General features: G+C 67.0%; 15 protein-coding genes and 1 riboswitch. Of the genes, 7 read left to right on the top strand and 8 right to left on the bottom strand.

Annotated elements, in window-relative coordinates; translation table 11 throughout:
* Window positions 1-162 precede the first annotated feature (162 nt).
* Both V6M48_RS11865 and V6M48_RS11860 read left to right on the top strand, forming a co-directional pair.
* Entirely contained in the window at window positions 163-582 is a 420-nt protein-coding gene (locus tag V6M48_RS11865; protein ID WP_332812734.1) for a hypothetical protein, read from the top strand.
* A 51-nt stretch (window positions 583-633) separates the two neighbouring features.
* Window positions 634-2,946 carry a TonB-dependent receptor gene (locus V6M48_RS11860; protein ID WP_332812733.1) on the top strand — a complete coding sequence of 771 codons (2,313 nt, stop codon included), beginning with the start codon at window positions 634-636 and terminating at the stop codon, window positions 2,944-2,946.
* Window positions 2,947-3,127: 181 nt separating this feature from the next.
* Here V6M48_RS11860 and V6M48_RS11855 read toward each other — a convergent pair whose 3' ends face one another.
* From V6M48_RS11855 to V6M48_RS11845, 3 genes are all read right to left on the bottom strand, one after another.
* Entirely contained in the window at window positions 3,128-4,591 is a 1,464-nt protein-coding gene (locus tag V6M48_RS11855; protein ID WP_332812732.1) for an ammonium transporter, read from the bottom strand.
* Between the two features lie 14 nt (window positions 4,592-4,605).
* A complete protein-coding gene (locus V6M48_RS11850) occupies window positions 4,606-4,944 on the bottom strand; it encodes a P-II family nitrogen regulator (protein ID WP_332812731.1) in 339 nt (112 codons plus the stop codon).
* A gap of 460 nt (window positions 4,945-5,404) precedes the next feature.
* On the bottom strand, window positions 5,405-6,553 hold the full coding sequence (locus V6M48_RS11845) for a S8 family serine peptidase (protein ID WP_332812730.1): 1,149 nt from the start codon (window positions 6,551-6,553) through the stop codon (window positions 5,405-5,407).
* Between the two features lie 139 nt (window positions 6,554-6,692).
* On the opposite strand from V6M48_RS11845, the gene V6M48_RS11840 reads away from it, so the two are divergent.
* The 3 genes from V6M48_RS11840 (at window position 6,693) to V6M48_RS11830 (ending at window position 8,524) form a co-directional block, all read left to right on the top strand.
* On the top strand, window positions 6,693-7,133 hold the full coding sequence (locus V6M48_RS11840) for a hypothetical protein (protein WP_332812729.1): 441 nt from the start codon (window positions 6,693-6,695) through the stop codon (window positions 7,131-7,133).
* Window positions 7,060-7,578 carry a DUF1810 domain-containing protein gene (locus V6M48_RS11835; protein ID WP_332812749.1) on the top strand — a complete coding sequence of 173 codons (519 nt, stop codon included), beginning with the start codon at window positions 7,060-7,062 and terminating at the stop codon, window positions 7,576-7,578. The genes V6M48_RS11840 and V6M48_RS11835 overlap by 74 nt, the downstream gene beginning before the upstream one ends.
* Before the next feature lie 127 nt (window positions 7,579-7,705).
* The gene (locus V6M48_RS11830) at window positions 7,706-8,524 is read left to right on the top strand and encodes a hypothetical protein (RefSeq protein WP_332812728.1); all 819 of its coding nucleotides are present in this window, start codon (window positions 7,706-7,708) and stop codon (window positions 8,522-8,524) included.
* 246 nt (window positions 8,525-8,770) lie between these two features.
* Here the strand turns inward: V6M48_RS11830 and V6M48_RS11825 are convergent, their stop codons facing one another.
* Window positions 8,771-9,400, bottom strand: a complete 630-nt coding sequence (locus V6M48_RS11825) for a YbhB/YbcL family Raf kinase inhibitor-like protein (RefSeq protein ID WP_332812727.1) — start codon at window positions 9,398-9,400, stop codon at window positions 8,771-8,773.
* Between the two features lie 117 nt (window positions 9,401-9,517).
* On the opposite strand from V6M48_RS11825, the gene V6M48_RS11820 reads away from it, so the two are divergent.
* Window positions 9,518-10,177 carry a peptidylprolyl isomerase gene (locus tag V6M48_RS11820; protein ID WP_332812726.1) on the top strand — a complete coding sequence of 220 codons (660 nt, stop codon included), beginning with the start codon at window positions 9,518-9,520 and terminating at the stop codon, window positions 10,175-10,177.
* 329 nt (window positions 10,178-10,506) lie between these two features.
* Here V6M48_RS11820 and V6M48_RS11815 read toward each other — a convergent pair whose 3' ends face one another.
* From V6M48_RS11815 to V6M48_RS11800, 4 genes are all read right to left on the bottom strand, one after another.
* Window positions 10,507-10,899, bottom strand: a complete 393-nt coding sequence (locus V6M48_RS11815) for a MerR family transcriptional regulator (protein ID WP_332812725.1) — start codon at window positions 10,897-10,899, stop codon at window positions 10,507-10,509.
* 199 nt (window positions 10,900-11,098) lie between these two features.
* Window positions 11,099-12,943: a phosphomethylpyrimidine synthase ThiC gene (gene thiC / locus V6M48_RS11810; protein ID WP_332812724.1), complete on the bottom strand. Its 1,845-nt coding sequence runs from the start codon at window positions 12,941-12,943 to the stop codon at window positions 11,099-11,101.
* A 30-nt stretch (window positions 12,944-12,973) separates the two neighbouring features.
* A riboswitch (TPP riboswitch) is annotated at window positions 12,974-13,081 on the bottom strand.
* A gap of 83 nt (window positions 13,082-13,164) precedes the next feature.
* A complete protein-coding gene (gene dinB / locus V6M48_RS11805; RefSeq protein ID WP_332812723.1) occupies window positions 13,165-14,253 on the bottom strand; it encodes a DNA polymerase IV in 1,089 nt (362 codons plus the stop codon).
* Between the two features lie 66 nt (window positions 14,254-14,319).
* Entirely contained in the window at window positions 14,320-14,730 is a 411-nt protein-coding gene (locus tag V6M48_RS11800) for a hypothetical protein (RefSeq protein ID WP_332812722.1), read from the bottom strand.
* Between the two features lie 200 nt (window positions 14,731-14,930).
* On the opposite strand from V6M48_RS11800, the gene V6M48_RS11795 reads away from it, so the two are divergent.
* Window positions 14,931-15,312, top strand: a 382-nt coding sequence (locus V6M48_RS11795; protein ID WP_332812721.1) for an NUDIX domain-containing protein, incomplete at its 3' end; no start/stop codon positions are given.

Genomic DNA, 15,312 nt, shown 5'->3' with positions numbered 1-15,312 from the left:
GCGGTGCGGGCCGGGATGCGCGCGCCGAAGCGCCCGCGCCAACAGCGCACCTGCGGGCGATGGGTTCCCCGCAGCGCACCGGCGCGGCTGAAATGCCTGCTGCTGGCCAATAGATCCTTGTCCGCTTATGGGCGGCGCGTGGGACGAAGAAGAGCGAGGGCGATGGCGCCGCACCCCCTGCTGGCGGGGTTGCTCTTCCTGACTCTCCTGCTCAAGACGATCCCGGGCGGCTACATGCTGGTCGTGTCCGAAGACGGATGGCCGCGGCTCGCTTTATGCTCCGGCGTCGCCGCGCTTCCCTCCGCCCACGGCGTTGGTCCGGCCGACGATGGCGCGCATGCCACCGGCCATCATCAAGCGCCGAGGTCGGAGCATCGCGAGCCGCAGCCGGCCAAGCCGGCCGAGATCCCCTGTGCGTTCGCGGCGCTCGCCGCCCCGACGCTTCCGCCGGCGCCGCCGGTCATCGCCGCGGCGCTGCTGCCGGCCGCGCCGCTGCCGCTGGCTGTAACCGCGCCGGCCCTGCGCCTGCCCGCGCTCGCCGCTCCGCCGCCTCCAGCGACCGGGCCGCCGCACTCCGTCTGATCGCTCGGCGCTTCGGCGCCTTCCGAGACAGATTCAGCGACGGAGTCCACAATGACCGACGCCTCGCGCGTGCGTTTGCACGCGCGCATATTCTTGATGGGCGGTGCCGCGGCGATCGCGGTGCCGGCCTCGGCCTTCGACCACGTGTCCGACGGGGCGAGGAGCGACACGATTGTCGTCACCGGCGCCCGCGGCGAGCGCAGCGACGATCTTCGCCAGCCGCCCGCGACGATCGAAAGCCGGGATGCCGCGCGGATCGCGCAGACGACCAATGTCATCAACAGCGAGGATGCGCTGCGCTACCTGCCCAGCCTGCTGGTGCGCAAACGCCATATCGGCGACACGCAGGCACCGCTCGCGACGCGCACCTCGGGCGTGGGCGCGAGCGCGCGCAGCCTGATCTATGCCGATGGCGTGCTGCTCTCGGCGCTGATCGGCAACAACAACACGACCGCCTCGCCGCGCTGGGGGATGGTCTCTCCGGACGAGATCGAGCGGGTCGACATAGTCTATGGCCCGTTCTCCGCCGCTTATCCGGGCAATTCTATCGGCGCGGTGGTCAATTTCACCACCCGTCTTCCCGACGGCCCGACCGGATCGGTGAGCGCGGGCACCAGCGTTCAGAAATTCAGCCAATATGCGACCAGCGGCACCTATCCCGCGCACCAGTTCGCTGCGACGGCCGGCGACCGCCACGGCGCGCTCGCCTGGTTCGTCAGCGCGAACCATGTCACCAGCCGCAGCCATCCGCTGGCCTATGTGACGGTGGCGACGCCGAATGCGAGCAGCGCAGCGGGCGCTCCCGTATCGGGGGCGATCGAGACGCTCAACCGTGCCGGCGCGCCGATTTACGTGATCGGCGCCGGCGGTATGGAACATCAGCGGCAGGACAATCTTAAGCTCAAGCTGGGGCTCGACGTCGCGCCCGATGTGCGGCTCGTCTATCGCGGCGGCTTGTTCCTCAACGACACCGACGCCGAAGCGCAGACCTATCTCGGGGCCGGCGGAGAAAAGGCTTATGCGGGCGCGCTGAACGTCCAGAGCGGGCTGGTGAACATTCCGGCGAGCGCCTTCTCGAACAATCACTATCGCCAGAACTCTCGCCACTGGATGCACGCGCTGACCGCCGATGGCGCGGCCGGAGCGTTGCAGTGGCAGGCGGTGGCGTCGCTCTACGATTTCGACAAGGACGTGCAGCGCAATCCTGCCGGCGCGTTGCCCGCCGCGCAAGCCGGAAGCCCCGGCTCGATCAGCCGGCTCGACGGCACGGGATGGCGCACCTTGGATCTGATTGCGCGGGTGCGGCCGGACGGGGCACCACGGCACGATGTCAGCTTCGGCGGCCATTTCGACCGCTTCGAGCTCGACAGCCGGCGTTACGCGACGAGCGACTGGCTGAGCGGCGGCGAGGGGTCGCTGGTGCAGGCGGCGCGCGGGCGGACGCGCACGATCGCATTGTGGGCGCAGGACCGGATCGCGCTCGGCGAGGCCTGGCAGCTGACCTTGGGCGGGCGCTATGAATGGTGGCGGGCGTATCGCGGCTTCAATTTCTCGATGAGCCCGGCGCTGGCGGTCGAGCAGCCCGAGCGGAGCAGCCGCGGCTTCTCGCCGAAGGCTTCGCTGCGCTGGACGCCGTCGGACCAATGGAGCGTGACCGCTTCTGCCGGCCAGGCCCATCGTTTCCCGACCGTCAGCGAGCTGTACCAGGCGGTGAGCACCGGCCCGTCGATCAGCGTTCCCGATCCGACCTTGCGGCCGGAGCGCGCGCGATCCGAGGAGCTGGCGATCGAGCGGAGCGGCGAGGGTGGACGCGTCCGCCTGTCGCTGTTCAACGAGGCGATCCGCGACGCGCTGATCGCGCAGAGCGCCCCGCTGGTGCCGGGCTCGGGGACCTTGTTCAGCTTTGTTCAGAACATTCCGCGGGTCCGGACGCATGGCGCCGAGCTTGCGTTCGACCAGCATCTGTTCACTCCAGCGCTGATCCTGTCGGGGAGCGTCACCTTGGCCGATTCCAAGGTGGTCGAGGATCCCGCCTTTCCCGCGGCCGAGGGCAAGGATCTGCCGCAGGTACCGCGGCGGCGCGCGACCCTGCTGCTCACCTATCAGGCGCCAGGTGGGGCATCCCTAACCGCCGCCGCGCGCTACAGCAGCCGTTCGTTCGGGACGATCGACAATTCGGACCGGGTCACACACACCTATCAGGGGTTCGAGGAGTATCTCGTGTTCGACCTGCGGGCCCAGTTCCGCATCGGCCGCCATTGGGAAGCAGCGCTCGGCGCCGAAAATATCGGCAACGCCAGATATTTCCTGTTCCACCCGTTCCCGCAGCGCAGCTTCAACGCGGAGCTGACCTATCGCTGGTGAGGCCAAAAGAGATGAGGCCAGAGCGGACTGCGCGATATCTGGATCACGCATCCCGCTCTTATCCTCTGTTACCGCATCGTTTTCTGCGCAAAACCCGTTCCCACTTTTGCGCACGATGCTCTAAAAGAAAGGACCGGCGGGCATGCCCGCCGGTCCCTCCTTGGTCAGACGAAACGCGCGTTTAGTAGTGGTAGGCGCGTTCGCCGTGGTCGGTGATGTCGAGGCCTTCGCGCTCGGCTTCGACCGTCGGCCGCAGACCGATCAGCTTGTGGATCGCGAAGAACAGGATCGCCGAAACCACACCCGACCAGAGCAAGGTGACGATCACCGCCTTGAGCTGGATCCAGACCTGCGGACCCCATCCCAGATAGGTGAACTGGATCGTCCCGGGCTGCGCGAGATAGTCCGCAATGCCCTGCCCGCCCAGCGCCGGATCGACGAGGATGCCGGTCGCCAGCGCGCCGACGATGCCGCCGATGCAGTGGACGCCGAACACGTCGAGCGAATCGTCGTAGCCGAGCTTGCGCTTCACCGTCGCGATGAAGAAGAAGCAGATCGGCGAGACGATCAGGCCGAGCACGATCGCTCCCATCGGGCCAGCGAAGCCCGAGGCCGGTGTCACCGCGACGAGGCCGGCGACGACGCCGGTGGCGAGACCGAGCAGCGATGCCTTGCCGCGCACCAGCTGCTCGACGATCATCCACGAGAAGCCCGCCGCCGCGGTTGCGACGAAGGTGTTGATGAACGCAACGCCGGTGACGCCATTGGCTTCGAGGTTGGAGCCGGCGTTGAAGCCGAACCAGCCGACCCACAGCAAGGCGGCGCCGATCATCGTCATCGTCAGCGAGTGCGGCGGCATCGGCTCCCTCGGGAAGCCGGTGCGCTTGCCGAGGACCAGCGCGCCCATCAGGCCGGCGATGCCGGCGTTGATGTGGACGACCGTGCCGCCGGCAAAGTCGATCGCGCCCATCTGGAACAGATAGCCCGAATTGGCGAGCGCGGCGTCATAGGCGGGCTGACCCTGGAGCGCGGCCGTGACGAACGCGTCGGGACCGTCCCAATACCAGACCATGTGCGCGATCGGGAAATAGACGATCGTCAGCCACAGCACGATGAACAACATCAGCGGCCAGAAGCGCACGCGCTCGACGAACGCGCCGATGATCAGCGCCGGCGTGATGCAGGCGAAGGTCATCTGGAAGCAGATGTAGACGAATTCGGGGATCTGCACCGAGTTCGAGAAGGTCGCGACGTTGGTCGTCGCATCGACTCCGGCGAGGAACATCTTGGAAAGGCCGCCGACGAACGGCGAGCCGCCGGTGAACGCAAGGCTGTAGCCCCAGAGCACCCAGATCAGCGACGCGAGGCAGACGATCATCAGCACCTGCGTCAGCACCGAGGCCATGTTCTTGGTGCGCACCAGGCCGCCGTAGAACAAGGCGAGCCCGGGAATGGACATCATCAGCACCAGGGCCGACGAGACGAGCATCCAGGCCGTGTCGCCCTTGTCGACGCTCGGCTCCGGAAGCGGGGGTGGCGCTGCGGCGGCTACCGCCGCGGCGTCCTGCGCGAGCGCCGGGTGGGCGAGGAGCGCGAGCGCTCCGATCGTCCCCAGACCCAGGCCGATCTTAGTCAGATGTCTCATTGTTCCCCCTTTGCTCAAAGCGCGGTTTCGTCGGTCTCGCCGGTGCGGATGCGCACCGCCTGAGCGACGTCGATGACGAAGATCTTGCCGTCGCCGATCGTGCCGGTCTTGGCGGTCTGCTCGATCGTTTCGATGGCGCGCGCGGCGAGAGCATCGTCGACGACGGTCTCGATCTTGATCTTCGGCACCATGTTGGTGGTGTATTCGGCCCCCCGATAGATTTCGGTATGGCCCTTCTGACGCCCGAAGCCCTGAACTTCGGAAACGGTCATTCCCTGAACCCCAAGCGCCGAGAGGGCGTCGCGCACCTCGTCGAGCTTGAAGGGTTTGATAATGGCGATCAGCAGTTTCATTTCGCCTCCCGTGGTGTGCACGGCACAGGAGCGCTGTGCCGCGATAAGGCACCAGCCCCGGGGAGAAACGACCCGGAGCGGAGCCGGTCATGCTGCATCGCACAACGATTTATTTCCGTCAATGCGGCAAAAAACGAGCAGGATCAGGCGTGGGGAGGCATTTTGGAGAAATTATTTGCCTGCGGCACGCCAGAGTGGCCGAATCGTGCTGCGTCGCGGAAGGCGCGATATTGCGGCGCACAGGCGGCGCGGACGGCGCGCACAGCGACGGCCGCAGTCGCGCATGACGCGGCTGCGGGTCGAGTAAAAGGTGATGACTTTGTGGAGGGAAGGGCCAGACCTTGATCGCTTCAGGCTGAAGCAGCCTGAAGCGTGAATCAAGGTCTCTAACCATATGAATAGAGCCTGATTCACGCTTTCGGCGGAGGCGCGAAGCGCTTCCACCTCAAACGACCAGGCTCTAGCCGACCGGGACGGCGGTGCCGGCCTTGAGCCGATCGTTCGGCGCCGCCGCCCATTGATCGGCGACGCGCAGTGCCCGCGCGACGTCGAGCACGCCCCTGCCGCTGTTGGCATCCACGCCGGAGCGGCCGATGTCACGCGCCCCCGACAGCAGGATCGCGGCGGCCTGCTGAGGATCGAGCCGCGGATGGCGCTCCAGGATCAGCGCGATCGCGCCGACGACGTAGGACACCGAATAAGAGGTGCCCGACACGAGGTTGCAATATTTGGCGTTGCAGTTGACGACGACATTGTGACCCGGCGCGGCAATATAGCGCGCCTGGGTTGCGCCGGCCTTGCTCGACCAGCCCGCGAGCTGACCCTTGTAGGTGCTTGCTCCGGCCACGATCATCGCGTTGGTGAAGCGCGGATCGGAAGCGTAGCGCGCCGGCCAGCTCGGCTCGCCGTGGCCGTCGTTGCCGGCGGCGGCGACGACGACCGCGCCGGCGGCCGCGGCCCGGCCGAGCGCCGCCTCGAGCGACGGCAGCCTGCGAGGCCCGATCAGCGGCACGCCGATCACCTTGGCGCCTTGCGCGAGCGCATAGTCGATGCCGCGCGCGACGTCGGCGCCGCGCGCGGCGCATTGCGTCGGGCACGAGCCCTCGAGATCGACGCGGATCGCAAGGAAGGTCGCGCCATAAGCGACGCCCAAGGTGCCGACGCCGTCGAACGAGGCGGCGACGACCTGGGCGGTCTCGTTGCCGTGGCGGTCGAGCGGCACGCCGGCCGAGCGCCGCTGGACGAGATCGGCCGACGCGCGCGACAGGTTGCTGGTGAGATCGGCCGCCGCGGTCGAGACGCCGGTGTCGATCATCGCCACCATCACGCCTTGGCCGGTCGTGCCCTTGGCATAAGCGCGGTGGGCGTTGATCGCCTGCAGGCCGAGGCTGAGGCGATATTCCATGCTGGTGCGGCGCGGCACCCGTTTGGCGGCAGGCGCGCCGGAGGTGACGAGGGCGCTGCGCGCACCGCCGCTTCCGTCATTGGCGCCGTAAGCATTACTGGCGACCAGCTGCGATCCGGGAACGAGCGCTGCGCCGGCGGCGAGCGTGGCAAGCAAGATCGGCCGCGCGAGACGTGTGGCCGAGCGAAGCGGAGAAGAGGTCAAAGCAAGCTCCTGGAAAACGATCCCGGACCCGGCGCACCATAAGCCAGGCCGATCGCGTAAAATAGGCTTGTTCGCAACATATTGAAGAGGCTAGGTAAATAGATGCCGCACGCGCTGCCGGCGTGACCAGGCGGAGGGCATGCACGGGGCCGTCTGCCGCGCGGGCAGCAAGGGAGGGATCATGCCGCTCGACAAGCTCACCCGCATCGTCAGCCTGGACGCGCTGTCGCCGGACCAGGCTTCGGTGATCGAGGCGGTCCGGGTGTGGGCGCTGATGACGCGAATGCGCCGCAGCCCCGATCGCGCGGTCGCCGAAAAGCTCGGCAGCCGGCCTGCCGCAACACAATGCCGGCTTCTGCTGAGCGAAGTCGCGGCGGCCTGGCCCGATCGGCTCTGCGTCAGCCCGCCCTGCTCGGAAGCTCTGAGCCATGACGAGGAGACATTGCTGGCGATGGTCGATGCGGCCGGGCGCGGCGACCGGCCGGGCTTCGACCGCTTGCTCGCCGATCTGCTGCCGGCCGAGCAGCGCCAGCATCTCTATATCTGCGCGCGAATGTTCAGCCGCGCGGCGCGGCCCTGAGCCGCTGGACCCGTTCGACCTCGGCCGCTTCGTCGACGCGCAGGCGCCGCTCTACCGCGAGGCGCTGGCCGAGCTTCGTCGCGGGCACAAGCAGGGTCACTGGATGTGGTTCGTCTTTCCGCAGATCGCCGGTCTCGGCTCGAGCGCGATGGCGCGGCACTACGCGATCGCATCGGCCGCCGAGGCGCGCAGCTACCTCGAGCACCCGGTGCTCGGGCCGCGGCTGCGCGAATGCACCGCGGCCGTGCTCGCCCACAAGGACAAAGGTGCCGAGGAGGTTTTCGGTGAGATCGACACGCTGAAGCTGCGTTCGTCGATGACCTTGTTCGCAGCCGTCGCCGAGCCTGGAAGCCCGTTCGAGCGCTGCCTCCTCGGCTTTTTCGGCGGCGCACCCGATCCTGCGACATTGCGGCTGCTCGTGGAGGAGGGCTCCGCAGAGGTTTGAGACCGGAACGGATGGAGAGCCTTCCCTGAACCCCGCCTGTCGATCCGGTTCAGCAACCTCTCACACGCCGGGGCGCTTATCGACCAGCTAGGGATGCCTGAGGAGACGAGCGATGAAGAAGCTTTGGATGAGTATGACCGCGCTATCGGCGTTGGCAGTCACGGCGCCCGCTGCCGCGCAAAACTGGAGCAGCGGGACTGCGTCGATCCAGGTCAGCGTCAACCAGCTCGAAACTCGCCTCGACGCGGGACTTCGTCGCGGCACGATCCCGCGGTCGCAGGCGCCGCGCCTGCGCAGCCAGGCGCAGCAGCTGCGCCAGCTCGAAGCGCGCTACCGCGTCGGCGGGTTCAGCAGCCGCGAGCGCGCCGACCTGGAGATGCGGATCGACAATCTCGACAGCCAGATCCGCTACGCCGAGCGCTGGGGCTATCGTTACGAAAATCGCGGCTGGTCGGACCGCAACAGCGACGGCTGGGATGACCGCGACGTCAATCGCGACGGAGCCTGGGACGTCGAGCGCCGCTACGACCGTGACGACGACGGCTGGGACGATCGCGACAGCAATCGCGACGGTCGCAACGACCAGTACGGGCGCGACAGCCGTTTCGACGATCGCAGCTATGACCGCGACGATGACGGTTGGGACGACCGCGACCGCAACCGCGACGGCCGGCTCGATTACGAGCCGGGCTATAACCGTGGCGATTATGACGACGGCCGCGCCAGTTATTACAACCGCGATACCCGCGCCGATGACGACCTGGATATTGGCGCTGCGTTGCGGGTCGGCGTCCGTGCGCCGACCGGGCTCAGTCCGGTCCCGCCCGAATATCGCACCCGCTATCGCGACGGCAACGGCGTCTATTACCGCTACGATGACGGCACCATCTACCAAGTCGACGCGCGCACCAATTTGATCCTTCGGGTCGATTCTCTTGATCGCTAAGAGTTAGCTAATCTAACTGTTTTCCTCTGCAAGTCGCGACTCCCCTCCCCTGGCGGGAGGGGCAGGGGGTGGGCAGGCCGTGGCCCAAACCGCCGTGTATCGGCGCAATGCTCGCTATGCTCGTGCCCACCCCATGCAGCCGCTGGTTCGTCCGGGGGACGAACCAGCGGCTGCATCCCCTCCCGCAAGCGGGAGGGGAAGCCGAGACGCGGCTCCCGACGTTATCCAGCCACCCCTGCCAGACCCTCACGACATCCGCGCAGCGCTCCCCATTTGCGCCTTCACGATCGGCGTCGGCTCGCCGCGCGAATAGAGGCCGGTGAGCAGGCCCGCGCCGAGCACCTTGCCCGCCATCGCCTTGACCAACGCGCCGCGGCCGGGGGTCGAGCCGGGAAAGTCGATCTCGCTCAGCGCGAACAATTGGAAGGCATAATGATGGTCGCCGTGGCCGGTCGGCGGGTCGGGCGGCAGCCAGCCTTCGAAGAAATAGCTGTTGCGGCCGACGTCGCTGCCGTTGTCGAGGCCGACGCCATCGGGCCGGATCGCGCCTTCGTCGAGCGCGTGGACAAAAGGCGGGATGCCCCAGACGATCGCGTGGACCAGGGGTTCGCGCGCCGGCGCGTCGGGATCCTCGACGATCAACGCGACGCTGTGCGTCCCCTGCGGCAGCTGGCCCCACAGCAAGGGCGGCGAAATGCCGTCGCCATCGGCGGTGAAGCGCGGCGGCAGCCGGCCGCCGTTGCCGAACGCCGGGCTGCGCAGCTCGATCGCGCCGAAGTGGCCGGCCAGCCCCAATTGCCCGATGCACAATTTGTCAGCCCCGGCGCGAAGCCCGCGCATCGCCTGACCGAGCCAGTAAGGGATATGTTCGAGCATCCATCTCTCCTGACGCCGCGGATCGCGGGCAACTGGAGTCGCGCAATACCACTCCCGAGCGCGGCGTGACAGGCGCGGCGATTCCATCTCATCGCAGCCTGCATTAGCGTGCTGGCGATGATTCGGTTGCTCATCCCTCTGGCGCTCTTGTCGCTTCTCGTCGGCGGCTGCTCGGAGAGCGCGCCCGACCATGTCGCAACAAACGCCGGCACCGAGTCGAACACCGCAGCACCCGAAGCGGAAGCGAGCGAGCCGCTGCCGGACGTCGTCCGCGTCAGGCTGGAGACGGCCGAGGGGCCGATCACGCTCGATCTCGACGCCAAGCGCGCGCCGATCACCGCGAAGAACTTCGTCCGCTACGTCGAGGCGGGCCGCTTCGACGACACCTCATTCTACCGGGCCGCGCGGACCAAGGGCGATGAGCAAGAGGGTTTCATCCAGGGCGGCATCCGCCGCAGCTACCGACGCATGTTCCCGCCGATCGCGCACGAGCCGACCACCACGACGGGCCTGCGCCACGAGGCCGGGACGATCTCGATGGCCTATCGCGAGCCCGGCTATGCGATGGGCGATTTCTTCATCATGACCAAGGCGATGCCGAGCATGGATGCCAAGCCCGGCGAGCCCGGCTTCGCCGCGTTCGGCAAGGTCGTCGAAGGGATGGACACCGTGCGCAAGATCCTCGCGGCGCCGACCGACAAGGGCGGCAGCGGTGCGATGAAGGGGCAGATGATCGCGCAGCCGGTGAAGATCATCGCTGCGCGGCGGGTGGAGTAAGGGGCCCCCAGGGCTTGCTCTGGTTGGGTGCGGCAGGCCCACCCCATGCAGCCGCGTCCTGGTTCGTTTGGGGGACGAACCAGCGGCTGCACCCCGTCCCGCGTGGGGGACCCGCTGCATAATCATCCATTCCTCCCCTGCATTTGCAGGGGAGGGGGACCACCCGCAGGGTGGTGGAGGGGCATTTCGTGAAGGGCCCCTCCACCGCTGCGCGGTTCCCCTCCCCCCGGAAAGCCGGGGGAGGAATGGGGGGGCAGGCGGTTCGACAAGCTCACCGCGAACGGAGTTTTCCAGCGGTCCAGGTCGTTCTTCCGTACACGTGCCCGCTTTTAGTGGGGGTCGAAGGCCTCGAGGATCGGGCACGGCCCACGCTTGCCCGAGGCGCAGGTCGAACGCAGCCGTTCCAGCGCTCCGCGTGCCAGGGTCAGTTCGGCGATCTTCGCGTCGAGCGCGGCGAGCCTGATCGCAGCAAGCTCGCGCACCCGCGGCCGCTCGTTGGTTCGATCGAGGCTCAACAGCTCCCGAATCTCCTCCAGGGTAAATCCCGCAGCCTGCGCGCTGCGGATGAAGCGGAGCTGGCGCACGTCCTCGGGTCCATAGCGTCGGACTGCGCCGGCGCGCGGCGGCTCCGCGAGAAGGTTTTTGCGCTGATAGAAGCGCACCGTCTCAACCCCCACGCCGCCCGCCGCTGCGAGCCGCGCGATCGTCATGTCCTGTTTCATGCTTGACTCCGTACCATGGTACGGAAGCTAGAAGTTGATTCGCGCCTGATCAAGCGGCGCGGTAACGAGGAGAATGAAGATGAAAAAGCAGATCACCTACCAAGGCGGCGTCCGGAAATCGGTCTGTCGTTGCAACCCCTGCACTTGCAAGAATTGCAGCTGCTGAGGACGGAGCGGCCGCGTCGAAAGGCGCGGCCCTCTACTCCGCTGCGGGCAAATAGATCTCCCCACCCTTCTCCCTGAACTTCTCGCTCATCTCGGCCATGCCCTTTTCGGCCTCGTCGACCGCGACGAAGCTGTCGCTATTTTGTTTGGCCGCGAAGTCACGGACCTCCTGTGTAATTTTCATGCTGCAGAATTTGGGGCCGCACATCGAGCAGAAATGCGCGGTCTTGGCGCCTTCGGCGGGCAGGGTCTGATCGTGATATTGCTCGGCGGTGTCGGGATCGAGGCTGAGGTGGAACTGGTCGCGCCAGCGGAACTCGAAACGCGCGCGGCTTAGCGCATCGTCGCGCAGCTTTGCGGCCGGGTGGCCCTTGGCGAGATCGGCGGCGTGGGCGGCGAGCTTGTAGGTGACCACGCCGACCTTGACGTCGTCGCGGTCGGGCAGGCCGAGATGCTCCTTGGGGGTGACGTAGCAGAGCATCGCGGTGCCGAACCAGCCGATCATCGCCGCGCCGATCGCGCTGGTGATATGGTCGTAGCCCGGCGCGATGTCGGTGGTGAGCGGCCCCAATGTGTAGAAGGGCGCCTCCGCGCAGGCCTCGAGCTGCTTGTCCATATTGGCCTTGATCTTGTGCATCGGCACGTGGCCGGGGCCTTCGATCATCACCTGGACGTCGTGCTTCCAGGCGACCTGGGTGAGCTCGCCCAGAGTCGCGAGCTCGGAGAATTGCGCTTCGTCATTGGCGTCGGCGATGCAGCCGGGGCGAAGCCCGTCGCCGAGGCTGAAGGCGATGTCGTAGGCCTTCATGATCTCGCAGATCTCGTCGAAGCGCTCGTAGAGGAAGCTCTCGCGATGGTGCGAAAGGCACCATTTGGCCATGATCGATCCGCCGCGGCTGACGATGCCAGTCACCCGCTTCGCGGTCATCGGGATGTAGGGCAGGCGGACGCCTGCGTGGATCGTGAAATAATCGACGCCCTGCTCGGCTTGCTCAATCAACGTGTCGCGGAAGATCTCCCAGGTCAGCTCCTCGGCGACGCCGCCGACCTTCTCGAGCGCCTGGTAGATCGGGACGGTGCCGATCGGCACCGGCGAGTTGCGCAGGATCCATTCGCGCGTGTCGTGGATGTTGCGACCGGTCGACAGGTCCATCACCGTGTCGGCGCCCCAGCGGATCGCCCAGACCATCTTGTCGACCTCGGCGGCGACGTCCGACGCGACCGCGCTGTTGCCGATGTTGGCGTTGATCTTGACCAGGAAGTTGCGGCCGATCGCCATCGGCTCGCTCTCGGGATGGTTGATGTTGTTGGGGATGATCGCCCGCCCGCGCGCGACCTCGTCGCGGACGAATTCCGGAGTGACGTAATCGGGGATCGAGGCGCCGAAATCCTGCCCGTCCCGCACCAGCGCCTCGAGCGCCGCTTCGCGGCCGAGATTCTCGCGCACCGCGACATATTCCATCTCGGGCGTGACGATGCCGCGCCGGGCGTAGTGCATCTGGCTGACATTCGCGCCGGGCTTGGCGCGAAGCACGCTGCGGCGCACGTTCGGGAACGGCTGGACGCCGCCGGAGCGATCGGGCCCGAGCTGGCCGTTGTCCTCGGGCTTCACCTGGCGCTGCGCGACCTCCTCGACGTCGCCGCGGCCGCGGATCCAGTCGCGCCGCAGCTCGGGAAGGCCGGCCATGATGTCGATCCGGGCTTGCGGGTCGGTGTAAGGGCCGGAGCAATCATAGACCCTGAGCGGCGGCTCGCCCGACGACGGTTCGAGCATTATCTCGCGCATCGCGACTTTGTGCGGGCCGACATGGACCTTGCGCGAGCCGCGGATCGGGCCGGTGGTGACGGTGAGTTCGGTGCGGGCAGGAATGTCGGCCATGTCTTCGCTCTCCTTGGTGGACGGAAGAGCGGGCGGCCCGTTCTCCCTCCCTACGCCAGTATCAACTGGATCAGGTTCTGCGGGTCACGGCCGTGTGGCCGCCTCTCAACCGCCTGCGCGGTACCCCGGGGATAGATAGGCAATAGGCGCAATGCGGGGGCGGTGGAAGGGTTTCCTTCCGGTTTGCTCACATCCTTCGTTCGCCAGGCGGGGCGAGAGGATCACAGCGGAAGAACCGGCTCGCGCTCGTCGGCCTGCTCGCTGTCCTCAAGCTTCGAAAGCGTCAGGCCGAGCAACCTTATGCCCTTGGGCACCGGCAGCAAGGCGCGCAGCAATCGAACACCGGCGGCGAGGAACTGCTCGCGGTCGGCGACCGGCGCGTTCAGCGAGTGGGCGCGGGTGATGATCTGGAAATCCTGATATTTGATCTTGAGCGTCACCGTGCGGCCGCGCGCCTGCGAGCGTTCGATCCGCTCCCACGCATAGGTCGAGACGCGGTCGAGCTCGGTCAGCAGATCGGCCGGATCTTTGAGATCGACGTCGAACGTGCGCTCGGCGCCGATCGACTTGCTCGGCCGGTCGGCGCGGACCACGCGGTGACAGATGCCGCGCGCGAGATCGTGATAATATTGGGCGCTGTTGCCGAAATGCGCGCGCAGGAAATCGAGCGGCTTGTCGCGCAGGTCGGCGCCGGTCTCGATCCCGAGCGCCGCCATGCGCTCTGCGGTCTTGGGGCCGACGCCGTGGAAGCGCTTGACCGGCAGCAATGCGACGAACGCCGGGCCCTGCCGGGGCGTGATCACGCAAAGCCCGTCGGGCTTGTTCTGGTCGCTGGCGAGCTTGGCGATGAACTTGTTGTACGAGACCCCGGCCGAGGCCGTCAGCCCGGTCTCTGCGCGGATACGGGTACGTATCTCCTCGGCGATGCTGGTCGCGATGCCGATCCCGCGCAGATCCTCGGTGACGTCGAGATAGGCCTCGTCGAGGCTCAATGGCTCGACGTGCGGGGTGTAATCGGCGAAAATCGCGCGGATCTGCTGCGATACCGTGCGATAGGCCTCGAAGCGCGGCTTGATGAAGATCAGGTCCGGGCAGAGCCGCTTCGCGGTGACGCTCGGCATTGCCGATCGCACGCCGTAGGGCCGCGCCTCGTAGCTCGCTGCCGCGACCACCCCGCGGTGGCCGCCGCCGACTGCGATCGGCTTGCCCTTGAGCGCAGGATTGTCGCGCTGCTCGACCGACGCGTAGAAGGCGTCCATGTCGACATGGATGATCTTGCGGAGGATCGGCGCCGCCCGGTCTTCGTTCACGCCCTGTTCTTAGCGCAATGCGGGTGGTTGAGAAAAGCCGATCCTCAACTTTTTGCTTTGTGCTCTTTAGAAAGCGAGATTGAGCCCCACAGCGGCTACGCGGCTGCTTTTCCCGGTCGGGTCCTTCATCGGGTTGATGCGCAATTCCTGCTGGTTGGCGGTCGCGCTTCTCGGCACGCTGAACAAGCCGATACCGACCGTGGTGTTCGGATTGGGCTGCCAGCCGCCGAACAAGGTGGTCCGCGCCCGGCCCGACGGCTCGGCATAAGGCGAGGTCGGAAGGACAAAGAGGGCCGGTTTGCCGCGCTTGCTCGGCTGGGGATCGGACGAGGCACGATCACCCAATGCTCCAAGCGCCAACCCAGGGCTTGATATGGCAGCGCCGGGCCGCGCGTTCGGCCGGACCTGCTGAGCTTCGGCGGGTGTCGCGAGCACCAGGGGCACCAGCAACGCCGCGCCCCCGATCATGCGCCTCATGTTCGCCAAATCCCTGACTAACCTGGGTTATAAAGCACGGCGGGGCGAAACAGTTCCGGGGCGAAGCGAGGAAACGCCCGGAGGGTGCGATCAAGCGCCGGAATGGGACAGGGGGCGGCGGAACGGAGCCAAAGACTTGGCGAGCCGTTGCAGGCGCTTATGAATTCGCCACCTTTGCTGCGGCCGGCGGGAGCCGAGGCATGACCCCGCTGAGCGCCGGCATTCTCCTCTATCGGTTCCGGCCCGCGCTCGAGGTGCTGCTCGTCCATCCCGGCGGACCGTTCTGGCGCGGCCGCGATGATGGCGCGTGGATGGTTCCTAAAGGCGGGGTGGAGGAAGGCGAGGATCCGCTCGACGCAGCGCTGCGCGAGTTCGAGGAAGAATTGGGCGCGCGTCCCGAGGGCACGCCGCAGCCGCTGTGCCGGATCAAGCAGGCCGGCCGCAAATGGGTCGAGGCGTTCGCGCTCGAAGGCGATCTCGATCCCGACGCGATCGTCAGCGTCACCTTCAGCCTCGAATATCCGCCGAGGAGCGGCAAGCTGCGCGACTTTCCCGAGGTCGACCGCGCCGCCTGGTTCACTC

The sequence above is a fragment of the Sphingomonas sp. genome, from assembly GCF_036677245.1.
Lineage (GTDB): Bacteria > Pseudomonadota > Alphaproteobacteria > Sphingomonadales > Sphingomonadaceae > Allosphingosinicella.
This window is presented reverse-complemented; position numbering and strand designations above follow the sequence as displayed.

Bases quoted from the DNA above. Each gene is read 5' to 3' on its own strand.
- V6M48_RS11865 (WP_332812734.1), top strand. From the start codon at position 163: ATGGCGCCGCACCCCCTGCTGGCGGGGTTGCTCTTCCTGACTCTCCTG.
- V6M48_RS11860 (WP_332812733.1), top strand. From the start codon at position 634: ATGACCGACGCCTCGCGCGTGCGTTTGCACGCGCGCATATTCTTGATG.
- V6M48_RS11855 (WP_332812732.1), bottom strand. From the start codon at position 4,591: ATGAGACATCTGACTAAGATCGGCCTGGGTCTGGGGACGATCGGAGCG.
- V6M48_RS11850 (WP_332812731.1), bottom strand. From the start codon at position 4,944: ATGAAACTGCTGATCGCCATTATCAAACCCTTCAAGCTCGACGAGGTG.
- V6M48_RS11840 (WP_332812729.1), top strand. From the start codon at position 6,693: ATGCACGGGGCCGTCTGCCGCGCGGGCAGCAAGGGAGGGATCATGCCG.
- V6M48_RS11830 (WP_332812728.1), top strand. From the start codon at position 7,706: ATGAGTATGACCGCGCTATCGGCGTTGGCAGTCACGGCGCCCGCTGCC.
- V6M48_RS11825 (WP_332812727.1), bottom strand. From the start codon at position 9,400: ATGCTCGAACATATCCCTTACTGGCTCGGTCAGGCGATGCGCGGGCTT.
- V6M48_RS11820 (WP_332812726.1), top strand. From the start codon at position 9,518: ATGATTCGGTTGCTCATCCCTCTGGCGCTCTTGTCGCTTCTCGTCGGC.
- V6M48_RS11815 (WP_332812725.1), bottom strand. From the start codon at position 10,899: ATGAAACAGGACATGACGATCGCGCGGCTCGCAGCGGCGGGCGGCGTG.
- thiC (WP_332812724.1), bottom strand. From the start codon at position 12,943: ATGGCCGACATTCCTGCCCGCACCGAACTCACCGTCACCACCGGCCCG.
- V6M48_RS11800 (WP_332812722.1), bottom strand. From the start codon at position 14,730: ATGAGGCGCATGATCGGGGGCGCGGCGTTGCTGGTGCCCCTGGTGCTC.